At 42.0% G+C, this 16,287-nt stretch carries 14 protein-coding genes; 8 read left to right on the forward strand and 6 right to left on the reverse strand.

The annotated features are described in order from the left end of the window. Window positions 1-20: 20 nt before the first annotated feature. The 6 genes from znuC to MED121_RS13740 form a co-directional block, all read right to left on the reverse strand. Window positions 21-800, reverse strand: a complete 780-nt coding sequence (gene znuC / locus MED121_RS13715; RefSeq protein ID WP_009834314.1) for a zinc ABC transporter ATP-binding protein ZnuC — start codon at window positions 798-800, stop codon at window positions 21-23. 2 nt (window positions 801-802) lie between these two features. Then, a complete protein-coding gene (locus MED121_RS13720; RefSeq protein ID WP_009834315.1) occupies window positions 803-1,306 on the reverse strand; it encodes a Fur family transcriptional regulator in 504 nt (167 codons plus the stop codon). Window positions 1,307-1,442: 136 nt separating this feature from the next. Then, the gene (locus MED121_RS13725; protein WP_009834316.1) at window positions 1,443-2,057 is read right to left on the reverse strand and encodes a MarC family protein; all 615 of its coding nucleotides are present in this window, start codon (window positions 2,055-2,057) and stop codon (window positions 1,443-1,445) included. Window positions 2,058-2,171: 114 nt separating this feature from the next. Continuing rightward, entirely contained in the window at window positions 2,172-2,804 is a 633-nt protein-coding gene (locus MED121_RS13730) for a LysE family translocator (RefSeq protein ID WP_009834317.1), read from the reverse strand. A 37-nt stretch (window positions 2,805-2,841) separates the two neighbouring features. Then, window positions 2,842-3,408 (reverse strand): DUF1007 family protein, encoded by a 567-nt coding sequence (locus tag MED121_RS13735; protein ID WP_036180504.1) that lies wholly within the window; start codon window positions 3,406-3,408, stop codon window positions 2,842-2,844. A gap of 63 nt (window positions 3,409-3,471) precedes the next feature. Then, window positions 3,472-4,422, reverse strand: a complete 951-nt coding sequence (locus MED121_RS13740) for a homoserine kinase (protein WP_036180507.1) — start codon at window positions 4,420-4,422, stop codon at window positions 3,472-3,474. Between the two features lie 279 nt (window positions 4,423-4,701). On the opposite strand from MED121_RS13740, the gene polA reads away from it, so the two are divergent. From polA to MED121_RS13780, 8 genes are all read left to right on the forward strand, one after another. Further along, window positions 4,702-7,464: a DNA polymerase I gene (gene polA / locus MED121_RS13745; RefSeq protein WP_050764588.1), complete on the forward strand. Its 2,763-nt coding sequence runs from the start codon at window positions 4,702-4,704 to the stop codon at window positions 7,462-7,464. Between the two features lie 327 nt (window positions 7,465-7,791). Further along, window positions 7,792-8,952 carry a GGDEF domain-containing protein gene (locus MED121_RS23765; RefSeq protein WP_009834321.1) on the forward strand — a complete coding sequence of 387 codons (1,161 nt, stop codon included), beginning with the start codon at window positions 7,792-7,794 and terminating at the stop codon, window positions 8,950-8,952. Window positions 8,953-9,101: 149 nt separating this feature from the next. Next, window positions 9,102-9,728, forward strand: a complete 627-nt coding sequence (locus tag MED121_RS13755; RefSeq protein ID WP_009834322.1) for an SGNH/GDSL hydrolase family protein — start codon at window positions 9,102-9,104, stop codon at window positions 9,726-9,728. Window positions 9,729-10,557: 829 nt separating this feature from the next. Beyond that, entirely contained in the window at window positions 10,558-12,156 is a 1,599-nt protein-coding gene (locus MED121_RS13760; protein ID WP_009834323.1) for an ABC transporter substrate-binding protein, read from the forward strand. Between the two features lie 114 nt (window positions 12,157-12,270). Further along, a complete protein-coding gene (locus tag MED121_RS13765) occupies window positions 12,271-13,281 on the forward strand; it encodes an ABC transporter permease subunit (RefSeq protein ID WP_009834324.1) in 1,011 nt (336 codons plus the stop codon). A gap of 39 nt (window positions 13,282-13,320) precedes the next feature. Then, window positions 13,321-14,256: a dipeptide ABC transporter permease DppC gene (gene dppC / locus MED121_RS13770; RefSeq protein WP_009834325.1), complete on the forward strand. Its 936-nt coding sequence runs from the start codon at window positions 13,321-13,323 to the stop codon at window positions 14,254-14,256. A gap of 12 nt (window positions 14,257-14,268) precedes the next feature. Then, complete coding sequence (dppD, locus tag MED121_RS13775) at window positions 14,269-15,237, forward strand: dipeptide ABC transporter ATP-binding protein (RefSeq protein WP_009834326.1); 969 nt, start codon at window positions 14,269-14,271, stop codon at window positions 15,235-15,237. Beyond that, window positions 15,234-16,238: a peptide ABC transporter ATP-binding protein gene (locus MED121_RS13780; RefSeq protein WP_009834327.1), complete on the forward strand. Its 1,005-nt coding sequence runs from the start codon at window positions 15,234-15,236 to the stop codon at window positions 16,236-16,238. The genes dppD and MED121_RS13780 overlap by 4 nt, the downstream gene beginning before the upstream one ends. Window positions 16,239-16,287 lie beyond the last annotated feature (49 nt).

The raw sequence follows: 16,287 nt of genomic DNA on the forward strand, positions 1-16,287 counted from the left end.
TTCCAAATTTAGAGACAATCTCAATGATTACAGTGGGAGTGTGAGTCATTCGGCATCACCTTCCCCTCTTCATCGTGGGTATGGTCATGATGGTGAGAATAAATAGCGAGAGAATCTTCTGCCCCAGGAACACCAAACATAGCTTGATATTCAGGATGTTCTTTCACATGTTGAGGAGAGCCAGAGCAGCAAACATGCTGATTAATACATACCACAGTATCGGTTTTTGCCATCACTAAATGTAGATCGTGAGAAATCATAAGTACACCACAACCCAGCTCATCACGAATGGATGCGATCAGGTTATAAAGTTCAATTTGGCCACTGACATCAACACCCTGCACAGGTTCATCTAGGACTAATAAGCTAGGACGATTTAATAAGGCGCGTGCCAATAATACTCGCTGGGTTTCTCCACCAGATAAAAAATGCACTTGCTTTTTAGCTAGTTGATTAATACCAAGACGAGCCAATACAGCAGGAATTTCTTGTTTTTTTACCCCTTTTACCAAGCCTAAGAAGTGATTAACCGTAAGAGGAAGGGTAGGGTCGATATGAAGTTTTTGGGGCATATAGCCAATACGCATTTGCGCATGACGCTGAATACGTCCTGACGTAGCTTGCTGTAGGCCTAATAAGGTTCTAATCAGGGTGCTTTTGCCACTGCCATTTGGACCAATCAAGGTGACTATTTCACCTTGATGTATGGTCATATTGATATCACTGAGTAAGGTTCTACCATCAAATTCGATACCAATATTATCAAAACTCACCAGCGCATTGGTAGCAGGAGTCAGCATGATTAATTCGCCTTATCTTGCAGCTGATCAGCACTATTCTCTTGCTCTAAACAAGCGGCGCATAAACCAGTTAATTCTATGGTATTGGCTCTAATCTCAAACCCATGCTGCTTTGCTTTGGCCAATAAGGAGGTATGGATATCCTGGTACTCAAGTTCCATCACATTATGGCAAGCATCACAAATCAAGAAGTAACCTTTGTGAGCCTTGTCTGCATGAGCGCATCCTAGGTAGGCATTCATAGATTCAACCTTATGAATGAGACCAGCCGACAATAGAAAGTCTAACGCTCTATAGACAGTGGGAGGAGCTGAGTTGAAACCTTCTTCGGCAAGTTTAGCTAAGAGTTGATAAGCCCCTAGCGGCCTATGACTCTGCCAAATAAGTTCAAGGGAACGACGTCTTACTTTAGTCAGTTTTTGACCTTGATTTTTACACAAGGCCTCAGCTGTTGCTAACGCAGATTCAATGCATTCGCCATGATTATGGTTGTGAGTTTCTGCCATAGATGAGTCTCCGCCACCCAGTCATCAAGGGGCATTAGTAAAATGTTTTTTGCAATGTTATAAGATAACAATTTAAGCCACAAGAAAAAGCCTGTGAATAAGACCACAGGCTTTAACTAAGCGTTAAAAGTGTCACTTAACTTTGTGTAAGGGGGGTTAAGAATCCCATTACACCACCCATAAAAATTTGAGCGGCCATAGCAGACAAAATGAGTCCGGTTATTTTACTTAAGATATTTAACCCTGTCGGCCCTAATAGTTTTTCAATCAAAGAACCAGAATAAAGAATCACCCCAAGTGACAACAAGGCTAAGAAAAGCCCCAACAAGCCAATTAATAAATCCCACCCATGAAAATCAGCACCATAAACTAAGATAGTACCTATGGTGGCAGGGCCAATAATTGTTGGCACAGCCAAAGGCACCACGGAGATATCTTCTCTTTGTTCCTTTGGCATGCCTGTGGCGTGATTTCGAGTCCCGTCTTTGACCAAACTTAAAGCCGACATAAACAGCAAGATACCAGAACCAATTCGAAATGAATCTAAGGTAATCCCCAGTACAGAGAACAAACTGCCACCAAAAAATATCAAAACAACAGAAATCGCCGCAGCAGCAATAATCGCTTTATTAGCAACTTGCCTTCTAGATTGGGTCGTTTCACCTCGGGTTAAAGCTAAGAACATGGACAACACAAAAAAGGGCGCAAACAGGAAAAAGAACTTAATCCAGGTAGCAAACAACAAACTCATTCGAACAACTCATTTTGAATTTCATAAAATACATATCTAGCTTATGGCTATATATAAAGGGTATTTCATCCATGAAATCAGACTAAACGGATAGTCTAGTCTGTTGATTCAAGCTTAAGCTTCTTGTAAAGCCAAACGGGTGCCAAAACCAAGTAATAAGGTACCTGACAAACCATCAATAACACGAGAGACCTGTGGTTTTGCTAACCAAGTTTTCGCCCTGTGGACCAGTAATGCCAACACACCTTGCCAAATCATAGCGATGGAGAAGTGCATAAATGCCATAAACAAAGATTGTTGTAAGGCCGAATACTCAGGGTTAATAAATTGAGGTAAAAACGCCATATAAAAAATGATGGGCTTAGGGTTTAACACATTAGATAAAAGCCCTTGTCTAAAGGCAGCCATGTGGCTTAAACCCGTTATTCCATCTTGCGATACCACCAAGCCTTGGGGTCGCATAGCACTTTTAAGACTTTGATAACCCAAATAAACCAGATAAGCAGCACCCGCTAATTTCAAAGCAGTAAACATGCTGGCCGACCCTAATAAAATAACAGATAGCCCCAAAGCAGAAACCGCTGCATGTCCAAATAACCCTAGACATATACCAAAGCTGGTTAATAATCCTTTTTGATACCCTGCCACTGCAGAGTTTCGCATCACGATAATAGTATCGACCCCTGGGCTCATCGTCAGTAAGGTGATTGCAGCAAGAAAGGGCAGCCATTGAAATTGTTCTAACATAGGTACTTCTCTATTAATTAGGCACTCATCAGTAAAATTATTTAGTGCAGAAAATATAATGCCAATTATGACTCTCTAAGGCCTTCTTTTCGAGCACTTTTACATCACAATTTTTTGCAAGCATACCCCCAATCTTTGGGACTATCGCATTTTGATCTACACCAACCCTGTTATTATCAACAAAGGCTAATTGCATACCTGATTTTTGCAGGTCTACAGCCTCTTTTAACAGAACACCAAAGTTAACTGAGACGAAAGCATCAGACACTTGAATCCCTATCGCTTGAATGGATTCAGGTTCAAGCTTAATGCCATTTTTCTGAACCTGTAAAAGGTAATCTTCATCTTCAAACTGCTGTAACATTTGAATCAGATCAAGCTTCTCTTGCCCTTTAAATTGGCCATCCGAGTTAGTATCAAAGGCAATCAACAAACTGGTACTGGCATTTTTATCAAAGTGCCAACTTATTTCAAAAGCATCTATTTGAGCTTTATTAACTTTGATATCAAAGCCCGACCCCAGTGTCATCAAAGGGTCAGCTGAGGCAATAGAACTTAATGAGGAAGAGCATATCAGGGCAGTGAGTAAGAAATATCGGAACATATATTTGTATCCTTTATTTATTATATTCTACTTACTGCACCCAATATCTTAGTGAGTCAAAAACTAAAGTGCAGGTGTTGATTCACAACGAGCCTGAAGAATACGTTTAAATTCTTTAGGGTCGTGCTGTTGTGCAAGTCGCTCAGGGTCATTAATGGCACCATACCAAGCTTCCAAACGAGACAACCAGAAACGCATCGCTGCCACTCTAAGCATATGTGGCCAAGCTTGTATCTCTTCTTCAGACAAGTTGCGCTCAGCTCGGTAAGCCGTGATCAACGCCTCATACTTATCCATATCAATGTTGCCGCTTGCTCTATCGGTACACCAGTCATTGACCACGATAGCTAAATCATATATGAGCCAACTATGACATGCATTGTAGAAATCAATGATGGCAGACAGGGAATCGCCATCAAATAAAGTATTGTTATAGAACAAATCACCATGAATAGTACCCATAGGTAAGGTATTTGCTTGCTCTAAAAAGGTATCGAAACTAGCGACTTGTTCAGCTAGAAGCTCTGCTTCATCTTCAGGTAACTGGGCATTCAGAGACTGGCTCGTTGCTTGCCACCAAGCCACACCCCGATGAGAAGGTCTTTGATCAGGAAAAGACTGACCGACTTTATGTAGCAACCCCAATTGTTTACCCATTTGTTGGCAGGCATTGGCAGATGTACTGACTAGTTCATCTCCATTAAAGCAATCCACCATGATGGCAGGTTTATTTTTTACACTTTTTAAACGTTCCCCTTGCTGATCAAAAATAGCAGCGGGCACGTTAAAGCCTGCTTTTTTGAAATGAGCAACCACATCTAAAAAATAAGGAACTTCCTCTGCTTCAAACTCTTCAAAGATAGTTAGTACATACTTACCTTGCGTGCTATTTACAAAGTAATTGGTGTTTTCAACGCCTCCCGAAATGCCCTTAAATGATACTAGATCACCTAAATCATACTCTGCCAATAAGGCCAACATGTCATCTTGCGTGAGGGAAGTGTAAACAGCCAATTTGTTACCTATTAATACGGATATATATGGGTGGTGTTGGCCACAAAAAGTGAGCCAGCGCCAAGAAGCTGCCTATGCTCCACAATCTTCCCGTAAAGGTCAATCAAGAAGCGGTAATTCCTCTGCCATATTGCCTATAAATTTGCTTTATCCTTTGCCTATTATAAAAGCCAATTATCCCATAAGCTGTTACATCTTCCCCTCGTGCCTGTGTTAATCTAAGCACCAAGTTTTTAGAATATTTTCTTTTTGATTAGCACCCTGATGGAGACAGCTTCCATGTCGGCCGAAGACAAAACCACTAAGCCCGCAAATACCACAGCCCCTATGATACTTGTTGATGGGTCGTCTTATTTATATCGAGCCTTCCATGCAATACCACCCTTAAGTACAAGTGATGGACAACCCACCAATGCCATCCGCGGTGTGACTAGCATGATTAAGAGTCTGGTGAAGACCTATTCCGATTCTCCAATTGTGGTTATTTTTGACGCTAAAGGTAAAACCTTCCGCGATGACATGTACCCTGAATACAAGGCGCAACGTCCTTCTATGCCTGATGACTTACGTCTTCAAATCGAGCCTATCCATAGCATTATCAAAGCTATGGGCTTGCCGCTGATTAGTATCGGCGGGGTAGAAGCGGATGATGTGATTGGTACCATTGCTAAAATCGTTGGTGAAACAGGACGAGAAGTCATCGTATCCACCGGTGATAAAGACATGGCTCAATTGGTTACAGATAAAGTAACCTTAGTAAATACCATGACAGATACCCTTATGGATATTGAGGGAGTTAAAAACAAATTTGGTATTGGTCCAGAGCTCATTATCGACTTCCTTGCTCTAATGGGAGACAAGGTTGATAACATTCCAGGGGTGCCAGGGGTGGGTGAAAAAACCGCGCTGGGCCTACTTCAGGGTTTAGGTAACTTAGAAAGCATCTATTCACGTCTTGATGAAATTGCTGGGTTGAGTTTTCGCGGGGCTAAAACCTTGTCGAAAAAAATGGAAGACAACAAGGACATGGCGTTCTTGTCCTACCAGCTGGCAACCATTAAATGTGACGTAGAATTAGACTTTGACTCAATAGCTCTATGTAACGCACCACAAAACAAAGCAGAATTAAAAGAATGGTTCACTAAATTAGAGTTTAAAACCTGGTTAAAAGAGCTAGATAAACCAACCGCAGATGAAAACGACGCAGAAACGGAAGAAACTCAAATTGAAGCCGTCGAAATTAGCTACGAGACAGTATTAGATAAAGAGCACTTTGCGATCTGGTTAGATAAGATCCAACAAGCGCCTCTTTTTGCCTTCGACACAGAAACCACCAGCCTTAACTATATGGCAGCTGAACTCGTTGGTTTTTCTGTCAGTGTTGAAGCCGGTAAAGCCGCCTATATCCCTGTTGCCCATGATTATGAAGGTGCGCCTGAGCAGCTTGATAGAGACTGGGTCTTAGAACAGATCAAGCCAGTGCTAGAAGATGCGTCTCAATTAAAGGTCGGTCAGCACCTAAAATATGATGCCAATGTTTTAGCTAATTATGACATTGAGCTCAAAGGTATTGAGTTTGATACCATGCTTGAGTCTTATATTTTTAACTCGACTGCGAATCGCCATGATATGGACAGCTTGGCGAAGAAATTCCTTTCCCATAAGTCTGTCAGCTTTGAAGAAATCGCAGGTAAAGGCGCTAAACAAAAAACCTTTAACCAAATAGAGCTAGAACAAGCGGCATTTTATGCAGCAGAAGATGCTGATATCACCTTTAGATTGCATCAGGCAATTTGGGCCAAGCTAGAGAAGACACCAGAGCTAGTTTCCATTTTTAAAGAGATAGAGCTACCACTCGTCCCAGTACTAGCTAAGATGGAGCAAACTGGGGCACTGATAGACCCAGACCTGCTACATGAGCAAAGCAGCGAAATAGCCACTCGCCTCGAAGAGCTAGAAATTAAAGCCCATGAAATGGCAGGGCAAGCATTTAATCTAAGCTCACCAAAACAGTTACAAGAAATTCTGTTTGTGAAATTAGAGCTGCCAATATTAAAGAAAACCCCTAAGGGCCAACCTTCTACCGCCGAACCTATTCTACAAGAGTTGGCTTTGGACTATGAGCTACCTCGTATAATCATGGAACACAGAAGTCTGTCTAAGCTGAAATCGACTTATACGGACAAGTTACCTGAAATGATTCAAAAAACGGGCCGTATCCATACCTCTTATCATCAAGCAGTGACCGCAACAGGTCGCTTATCTTCTACGGATCCAAACTTGCAGAACATTCCTATTCGTACTGCAGAGGGACGTCGTATTCGCCAAGCTTTTATTGCACCAGAAGGTTATAAGCTGATCGCAGCCGATTACTCTCAAATCGAGTTACGCATCATGTCGCACCTGTCCCAAGACCCAGGGTTACTTGAAGCCTTTGCAAATAACAAGGATGTGCATAAAGCCACAGCAGCTGAAGTCTTTGAAGTGGCACTAGATGAGGTAACGGGTGAGCAGAGACGAAGAGCCAAAGCCATTAACTTTGGTTTGATTTATGGTATGTCTGCTTTTGGCCTTGCTAAACAGTTAGGTATAGGTCGTCCTGAGGCTCAAAAATACATACAGAGATATTTTGAGCGTTACCCAGGGGTGAGAACCTATATGGAAAACACCCGCGAAATGGCCCGTGAAAAAGGCTATGTCGAAACCCTATTTGGCCGTCGTTTATATTTACCCGATATTAAAGCCAGCAATGCCATGATGCGCCAAGCGGCTGAAAGAACCGCGATTAATGCGCCAATGCAAGGTACCGCAGCCGACATTATTAAGCGCGCCATGATTGAGATGCATGCTTGGTTAAAAGACACAGACCTTGATATCAAAATGATTCTTCAAGTACATGATGAATTGATTTTTGAAGTCAAAGAAAGCGACTTAAGTGCAGCACAAGAAAAGATCTTAGACATAATGGAAAATACCAGCGCCATTGATGTGCCTCTCTTAGTAGAGGCTGGCATTGGTGACACTTGGGATCAAGCACACTAGTTTAGTTTTTTGAGCCTCATAAGAAGCTTAAAATGCATACTATTAAAAAGCCGGATGCGTCCGGCTTTTTTACGCCCAATAAACACCACATTATGAAAGTTTTTTAACCACTGAAAATAGGTGAGTTTAAGTAAAAATTAATAATAACTTTTACTTGTTTAGATACATAAAAAAACATAACCTGTAGAGATAAAATAACAACATGATATCCTTATTGGTTATAGCACCTTGATCAAACTTTCGTCTCTTAACAAAAACGATGAGAGACATTCAATCTACTTCAACAGTGCAATAAGTCCCTATAGTAGGATTCGAACGGGAGCTTAAATGACGCTTTCAGACCTCATCTCTATCAGTATGACGTTAGGAACAGGCATCATTATTTTTGCCAACATCATACTCATCAATGTTATCGCTTATTATCGTGATGAAAAAGACAGTTTAAGTCTTTATGGCATTTCATTCCTGATTTTTGGTGCTGCTTGGATACTCTATATTGGCAGGGTTTTTGGCTTTATAAACGCGCCGATAGCGTTTGCGGCCTTGCTCTTTTATCTGGGTATGTTGAGTTACTATGTTGCCAGTTGCCAGTTTCTAAAGAAACGACCTAATATCTACTTTTTAAGCGCCTTTGTAATTTCCTACTTAATCATTTATTGGTCACCCGGTGCCAGTGATAGTATGAGTCTACGTAGCTACGCCCAAACCTTAATGACCAGCGTAGTTTATGGCTATTTCGCCTTTATCTTTTATAAAGCATTTAGAAATAGTAACAACTTTGGCCATATTATCTGTGTTGTTGCTCACACTATTATCCTAATCTCTGAAGCTTTTAGACTGTATTTACTGATTGATAAAATAGAGCCTATCTTGGCCCTTGGCTTCTTAGTCGTGGCCCATACCATAGCGATTATCCTTAATAGTGTCGGCATAATGACGGCTTTTAGCTTTGCCCATTACAAAGCCATACGAAACCTCAGCAAACAGGATTCTCTAACCGGCCTTTTAAACCGTCGAGGGTTTTTTAGCCTCTATCAAAATAAATCGACCCGTTATAAAGAGGTTGCCGTTATCTCCTGCGATATCGATTATTTCAAAACCATTAATGATAATCATGGTCATATTTATGGTGATCAGGTTTTAGAAAAAATTGCCCTTCAGCTTAAACAGCATACAAAAGCACATTTTAGCAAAGAGAGCTTGGTTGCTAGATGGGGAGGGGAGGAGTTTGTCATTGCACTTTTTGATAGCTCTATTAACCAAGCCAACCTCATCGCCAACGCTTTAAGAGAGTCCATCTATCACAACCAATACCAGATTAATGGACAAAACTTTAACCTTTCGCTCAGCTTTGGTGTTGCCCATCAAGCAATAGAGGATGTTGAGATTGAGGATATTATTAATCAATCAGATCAAGCCTTATATCATGCTAAAAGCAATGGTCGAAATCAGGTTTCATGCCATTCAGAGCTATCCTTATCTAGCTAATAGCAAGCCAATAACTAACCTTCAAAATGCCTGTATCATGAAGGCTCCCCGCCATTAGGCCTATTCTTTTACGCTTTTATTTTACCCAGTTCAAATTTGCTAGCTACACTATAAAGAACAATTAGATAATTGCAGTTTGGAGGTAAGGTATGGCAACAATATTATGCTATGGCGACTCGCTTACTTGGGGTGGATCACCCTATGGTGGCCGTTTTCCACCCCATTGCCGATGGCCAGAAATACTCAACGAGCTTTTAGGCAATCATCATAATGTTATCAATTTCGGCCTACCAGGAAGAACCACCATGTGGGACGACCCTTTTAACGAGGGTCGAAATGGGGCCAAGTACGTCAATTCAGCCATGGAAATTTTTGGGCCCGTTGACCTTCTCATTGTCATGCTGGGCACAAATGATTTAAAACGCTACTTTAATGCTAGCGCGTATGAAGCGGCTAAAGGGGTAGAGCAAATAATCAAAAAAGTGAGACAACCCAATGAGCATGAATTTCCAACCCCTAAAATCCTCATAGTTGCGCCTCCCACTATTTTATCCCCAAAAGGCGAAGCCGCAGAGGTGTTTAAAGGTGGCGTAGAAAAATCACGTGATTTACATCAAGCCTACCAAAAGGTAGCCATTAAAAATGACTGCCTTTTTGTCAATGCAGCCGGACTCCTACAGCCCAGCGTACAAGATGGGGTTCACCTTGATACAGACGGGAATAGCCTACTAGCCTCAGCGCTTTGCTCTATTGTGTCTGACAGTTTTAAGGGCTAAGCCCTTGTTTTAAAGGTTAGAAAAAAGTTAATGAGAGCTAGACCTAATAAGTTTTAGTTCTCATTCATTTTTTTTAGCATCAATATAAACCTTTATTATATAGGTTAAGATTTACTTATAAGTAAGCACTTACCTTTAGCTAATTGCCGATAGAATCTCTTCTACCTCTTTTTACCTCCCAACAAGTCAGCATTCGTTTTGTGTATATTTTTTATACGAACGGATTATTTCGTTAACATTTTTATCCACAGGCTTGACCATACAATCTGAGTGAAAAATCATCTGATACCGACATGATGACAAAAACATGATAAAGCGAGAACATCTTTTAAAATTCTCAATCCATGCTCTAAAAAACACATTTCAAGAGATCAAGCAGCTACTAAAAGTTTGTTGAAAAACATGAAATTAGAGCAAATATTTCTGTTTAGTGGCAGTAACTGACTAAAAACTGAATAAATTTAGACACTTTCTATGTTTTTTCAATTTCCTCTTAAGCCTTTAAATCTCTTACTTACAACTGACCTATTCATTATTCCTATTCATTATGTGCATAGCGCATATCGTTATTTCGATTGGTCTTGGCGATGGGCTTGAGTAGTCTTCGAACAGGCTTTAGATCTTATCTCTGCATAGGAGAGGTTAGATCTGAGCTAAAGAGGGCTCAAGGATGAGAACTTTACCACCCTACTTTGTATGTCGAAGTGCGAAGTAGGGTGCTTCAGTTTAAGTTCAGGCCGAACTTCCTTCTATAAAAATTACATATCAAAAGTAACACCTGATTCGACTTCTTCGTTTTTCGCATAACAATAAGTTTTGGAGATAGAAAATGAAAAAAGGGTTAACAGCATTGTCGCTGGCTATTTTAGCCTCCTCTGCAATTTCAACATCAGCAAATGCCGCATCTACCTTTGTTTATTGCTCTGAAGGTAGCCCAGAAGGTTTCAACCCCGCTTTTTACACAGCCGGCACAACCTTTGATGCCTCATCAAAAAGCATGTTCAACCGCTTACTTGAATTTAAACTAGGTACCACTCAAACAGAGCCTGGTCTTGCTGAAAGTTATGAAGTTTCTGAGGACGGTAAAACCTATACTTTCCACCTACGTAAAGGTGTAAAGTTCCATTCTTCAAAAACATTCAAACCAACACGTGACTTTAATGCTGATGATGTCATCTTCACATTTGCACGTCAGTGGGACACAAACCACCCTTACCATAAAGTATCTGGCGGCTCTTATGAGTACTTCACAGGTATGGGTATGGACAGCCTGATCAAAGATATTACTCGTGTAGATGACTACACAGTAAAATTTGAGCTTAACCAGCCAGAAGCGCCTTTCCTAGCTAACCTAGCCATGGACTTTGCCTCTATCTTCTCTGCTGAACAAGCAGATTACTTGATGAAAAAAGGCACACCAGAGCAACTAGACATCAACCCTGTTGCGACGGGTCCTTTCCAAAAAGTTCAGTACCAAAAAGACTCTTTGATTCGTTACACCGCCTTTAAAGACTACTGGAAAGGTAAAGCACAAATTGATCGTCTAGTGTTTGCCATTACACCGGATGCATCTGTGCGTTACGCTAAGCTGAAAGCGGGCGAGTGTCACGCTATGCCTTATCCAAACCCGGCTGACTTGGATCAAATGAAAAATGATCCAAACATCAACTTGATGAGCCAAGAAGGCCTAAACGTTGGTTACCTAGGTTTTAATACACAAAAAGCACCTTTCACCAGCTCGAAAGTACGTCAAGCATTGAACTATGCGACTAACAAACAAGCGATTATCGATACCGTTTTCCAAGGTGCTGGTAAAATCGCGAAAAACCCACTGCCACCAACAATGTGGTCTTACAATGACAAGGTTATTGATTACAACTATGACCCAGTTAAAGCTAAGCAATTGTTGAAAGAAGCGGGTTATGAAAATGGTTTCAGCACAGATATCTGGGCTATGCCAGTACAACGTCCTTATAACCCAAATGCGCGTCGTATGGCGGAAGTTATACAGGAAGATTGGGCTAAAGTTGGCGTTAAAGCTGAAATCAAATCTTACGAGTGGGGTGAATACCTAAACCGCTCTAAGAAAGGTGAACATGATACCGTACTACTAGGTTGGACTGGTGATAATGGTGATCCAGATAACTTCCTATATGTACTACTTGGTTGTGACGGCGTAGGGGGCTCTAACCGTGCGCAGTGGTGTAACACTGACTTTGACAACCTATTGATCAAAGCGAAGAAAACCTCTGACCAATCTCAACGTACTGCTTACTATGAAGAAGCGCAACAAATCTTCAAGCAAGAAGCGCCTTGGATCACAGTGGCACACTCTGTTGTGTACGAACCAATTCGCAAAGAAGTTAAAGGCTACAAAATCGACCCACTTGGCGGTCACCACTTCTATAACGTTAGTTTAGAGAAGTAGTAGCAAGAATTCTGGGGAATCAGGCGTGGGGCTTGGTTCTCCAGTTTTTTTATTACCCCTCCTTTTCTTAGAGATCTGTTTCTTACAAAGAAACTCACCATCTAGAGATTCACTATGTTCCAATTTATTTTCAAACGACTCAGCTTAGTCATACCAACCTTTATTGGTATTACATTACTGACTTTTACTCTTATTCGACTTATTCCAGGTGACCCTATTGAGGTGATGGCTGGAGAGCGTGGCGTTTCAGCGGAGAGACACGCCATTTTGAGTGCAGAATTAGGCTTAGATCAGCCACTCTACATTCAATACTTCCAATACGTAAAAGGCATATTTCAGGGTGATTTGGGCAACTCACTGGTAACCCGTGAACCCGTCTTAAGTGAATTTTTAACCCTATTTCCCGCCACAGTCGAGCTGGCTTTTTGTGCCGCTATCTTTGCTGTCTTAGTCGGATTACCAGCAGGCATTATTGCGGCGGTAAGACGAGGAACCCTATTTGATCACTCGGTGATGACATTTTCATTAACCGGGTACTCCATGCCTATTTTCTGGTGGGCACTGCTACTCATGCTGGTTTTCTCCGTTAATCTGGGCTGGACCCCTGTATCGGGGCGAATAGATGTCGTTTTTTGGATTGAAGATGTCACCGGCTTTATGTTGATTGACTCTCTATTATCGGATGAAGAAGGCGCATTCAGTTCAGCCGTTTCTCATCTAATACTACCTAGTATCGTACTCGGCACGATTCCTATGGCAGTAATCGCCCGTATGACACGCTCTTCTATGCTTGAAGTCTTAAGCGAAGACTATATCCGTACCGCTCGCTCTAAAGGCATCGCGCCTTGGCGTGTGATCGTTATACATGCCTTACGTAATGCCCTTATTCCTGTGATAACCGTTATCGGTCTTCAAGTTGGTATTCTATTAAGTGGTGCCATTTTGACAGAAACCGTTTTTGCATGGCCAGGTATTGGTAAATGGCTCATTGAGTCTATTGGACGTCGTGATTATCCCGTTGTTCAAGGGGGCATACTGATCGTTGCCACCATCATTATCATAGTTAACCTGTTAGTCGACCTGACCTACGGCATCATTAACCCGCGCATTCGACACAGTAATTAATTACTCATCAATGCAATTAGGAAAAGTCACTAGGAATAAATGATGAATCAAACACAAACATCTGACAGAGCAAGCACAAAAGAACAAAACGCAGCTTACGATAATGCACCTGCACCTATGACGCCATTTCAAGAGTTTTGGCATTATTTCAGTGCAAACAAAGGCGCACTCGCTGGTTTTATCTTTATTGTTTTTATCTGTTTTATGGCCCTTTTTGCCGATTGGATCGCGCCCCACACGCCATCCATACAAAACCGCTCGGCGCTACTACTGCCTCCCGCATGGCTTGAAGGTGGAAACTGGCAATATATCTTAGGTACTGATGACGTTGGCCGTGATATTTTATCGCGTCTTATGCATGGTGCCAGATTGTCACTTTCTGTCGGACTAGTTGCAGTATCGGCGTCCTTGGTTGTCGGCATCTTTCTTGGCTTAATCGCCGGTTATAACCGCGGCATTATCGATACAGCCATTATGCGTATCGTCGATATTATGCTGGCGATGCCTAGCTTACTGTTAGCAATCGCTATTGTTGCGGTTTTAGGGCCCAGCATAGTCAACGCAGCATTAGCCATTTCGGTGGTCTCTTTACCTCACTATGTCAGGTTAACGCGTGCCGCAACCTTAGCTGAGATGAGTAAAGACTATGTCACTTCCTCTCGAGTATTAGGCGCAAGTCCGCTTCGCCTTATGTTTGTATGCGTTTTACCTAACTGCTTAGCACCTTTAATCGTACAGGCAACACTGGGTTTCTCCAGCGCCATTCTTGATATGGCAGCCCTTGGCTTTCTAGGTCTAGGAGCACAGCCACCTATTCCAGAATGGGGTAGCATGCTGGCGGATGCCTTGCAGTTTGTACAACGTGCTTGGTGGGTCGTTACCTTCCCAGGTCTTATGATACTGATCACAGTATTAGCCTTTAACCTCATGGGCGATGGTTTGCGCGACGCTCTTGATCCTAAGTTGAAACAGTAGGAGGTTGCTTGTATGTCACTGTTACAACTCGAAAATCTTTCCGTCACCTTTGGTAAATTCAAAGCGGTAGACAATATTAGTTACAAAGTAGAAGAAGGCGAAGTATTAGGTATAGTAGGAGAATCTGGCTCAGGTAAAAGTGTCAGCTCTCTATCTATCATGGGCTTGATTGACTTCCCAGGTAAGGTAGAAGCGAAAGAGCTCAGCTTTCAGCAACAAGATCTACTCAGCATGCCTGAGAAGAAAAGACGTCAGTTAACTGGCTCAGATATTGCTATGATATTCCAAGACCCTATGACAAGCCTAAACCCTTGTTTTAACGTGGGTTATCAGATCATGGAAGCATTAAAAACCCATCAGGGTGGCAGTAAAAAAGAGCTTAAAGCACGTACCATAGAACTACTTACTCAAGTGGGTATTCCTGCTCCTGAAACACGTTTAAGTGCATACCCACACCAACTATCAGGTGGTATGAGCCAACGTATTATGATTGCCATGGCAATTGCCTGTAACCCTAAGCTTTTAATTGCTGACGAGCCAACTACAGCCTTGGATGTCACCATTCAAGCGCAAATCATTGATTTGCTTATCGATCTGCAACGCAAAAAGAAAATGGGCTTGGTTTTGATTACCCACGATCTTGCTCTGGTTGCTGAAGTGGCTCATAAGGTTATCGTGATGTATGCCGGTCAAATTGTTGAGTCAGGTCCAGCGAGTGAAGTATTTAAAAGCCCAAAGCATCCTTATACTCAAGCGCTATTAAAGTCGTTACCAGAATCATCAAGTGGTGCTTCTCGACTAGAGGCATTACCAGGTGTCGTACCAGGCCAATATGACAGACCTAAAGGTTGCTTATTAAGCCCACGTTGCCCTTATGCTAATGCAGAATGTCGTGAGATTGAACCTGCGACCCAAGGGGATCTGGATCGTCAAGTTAAATGTCACACACCTCTAAATCAAGAAGGGAGACCAAGTCTATGAGCCAGTTAAATACATCGGCTGAGGTCATTCTTAAAGCCAGCGAATTAAAGCAACATTACCAAGTTAAACAGGGCTTATTTAAAGATGATGCTGTCGTAAAAGCAGTAGACGGCGTCAGTTTTACCTTAGAAAAAGGGCGTACACTGGCTGTTGTTGGTGAATCAGGTTGTGGTAAATCAACTCTAGGTCGCATGCTGACTATGATAGAAACACCCACAGCGGGCGAGATCGACTTTGAAGGGGCTGACCTACTTAACTTGAATAAATCTGAGCAAGAAAAACTGCGTCAAAAAATTCAGATTATTTTCCAAAACCCTTACGGCTCACTGAATCCAAGGAAAAAAATCGGTACGATTCTCGAAGAACCTTTGGTAATTAATAGCAAGATGGGCAAAGCAGAGCGTAAAGCCAAAGCCTTGAACATGATGGCTAAAGTAGGCCTCAAAGAAGAACATTATGACAGATACCCTCATATGTTCTCCGGTGGTCAACGTCAGCGTATCGCCATTGCTAGAGGCCTAATGCTAGACCCTAACATTATCGTCGCTGATGAGCCTGTATCCGCCCTTGATGTATCAGTACAAGCTCAAGTGCTTAATTTAATGATGGACTTGCAACAAGAGTTTGGCTTGAGCTATGTCTTTGTTTCTCATGACTTATCTGTTGTTGAACATATCGCAGATGAAGTCATTGTTATGTATCTTGGCAAGGTCGTTGAGCAAGGTAAGAAAGAGGATATTTTTAACTCACCTAAACATCCTTATACCCAAGCCCTGCTATCCAGTACACCTCAACTCAATGCAGATAAGCGTCGTACTCGCATCAAGCTTGAAGGAGAGTTACCTTCGCCTTTAAACCCACCAGCTGGTTGCGCTTTCCATGGCCGCTGTATGCATGCGAATGACAAATGCAATCAGGTCGCACCTGTTTTAAAAGCAGCTGAAAACCAAATGATTGCGTGTCATGCGGTTGAAGAAGGCCGTTTAGCAGAGTTTATTTAAAAGTTAAGCTCTGATCTAAATGACGGACAATAAAAAAGCGGTTTGTTTT

This window comes from Marinomonas sp. MED121 (assembly GCF_000153025.1).
Taxonomy (GTDB): Bacteria; Pseudomonadota; Gammaproteobacteria; order Pseudomonadales; family Marinomonadaceae; genus Marinomonas.

Bases quoted from the DNA above. Each gene is read 5' to 3' on its own strand.
- dppC (WP_009834325.1), top strand. From the start codon at position 13,321: ATGATGAATCAAACACAAACATCTGACAGAGCAAGCACAAAAGAACAA.
- MED121_RS13725 (WP_009834316.1), bottom strand. From the start codon at position 2,057: ATGAGTTTGTTGTTTGCTACCTGGATTAAGTTCTTTTTCCTGTTTGCG.
- MED121_RS13730 (WP_009834317.1), bottom strand. From the start codon at position 2,804: ATGTTAGAACAATTTCAATGGCTGCCCTTTCTTGCTGCAATCACCTTA.
- MED121_RS13755 (WP_009834322.1), top strand. From the start codon at position 9,102: ATGGCAACAATATTATGCTATGGCGACTCGCTTACTTGGGGTGGATCA.
- MED121_RS13765 (WP_009834324.1), top strand. From the start codon at position 12,271: ATGTTCCAATTTATTTTCAAACGACTCAGCTTAGTCATACCAACCTTT.
- MED121_RS13780 (WP_009834327.1), top strand. From the start codon at position 15,234: ATGAGCCAGTTAAATACATCGGCTGAGGTCATTCTTAAAGCCAGCGAA.
- MED121_RS13720 (WP_009834315.1), bottom strand. From the start codon at position 1,306: ATGGCAGAAACTCACAACCATAATCATGGCGAATGCATTGAATCTGCG.
- polA (WP_050764588.1), top strand. From the start codon at position 4,702: ATGTCGGCCGAAGACAAAACCACTAAGCCCGCAAATACCACAGCCCCT.
- MED121_RS23765 (WP_009834321.1), top strand. From the start codon at position 7,792: ATGACGCTTTCAGACCTCATCTCTATCAGTATGACGTTAGGAACAGGC.
- znuC (WP_009834314.1), bottom strand. From the start codon at position 800: ATGCTGACTCCTGCTACCAATGCGCTGGTGAGTTTTGATAATATTGGT.
- dppD (WP_009834326.1), top strand. From the start codon at position 14,269: ATGTCACTGTTACAACTCGAAAATCTTTCCGTCACCTTTGGTAAATTC.
- MED121_RS13735 (WP_036180504.1), bottom strand. From the start codon at position 3,408: ATGTTCCGATATTTCTTACTCACTGCCCTGATATGCTCTTCCTCATTA.
- MED121_RS13760 (WP_009834323.1), top strand. From the start codon at position 10,558: ATGAAAAAAGGGTTAACAGCATTGTCGCTGGCTATTTTAGCCTCCTCT.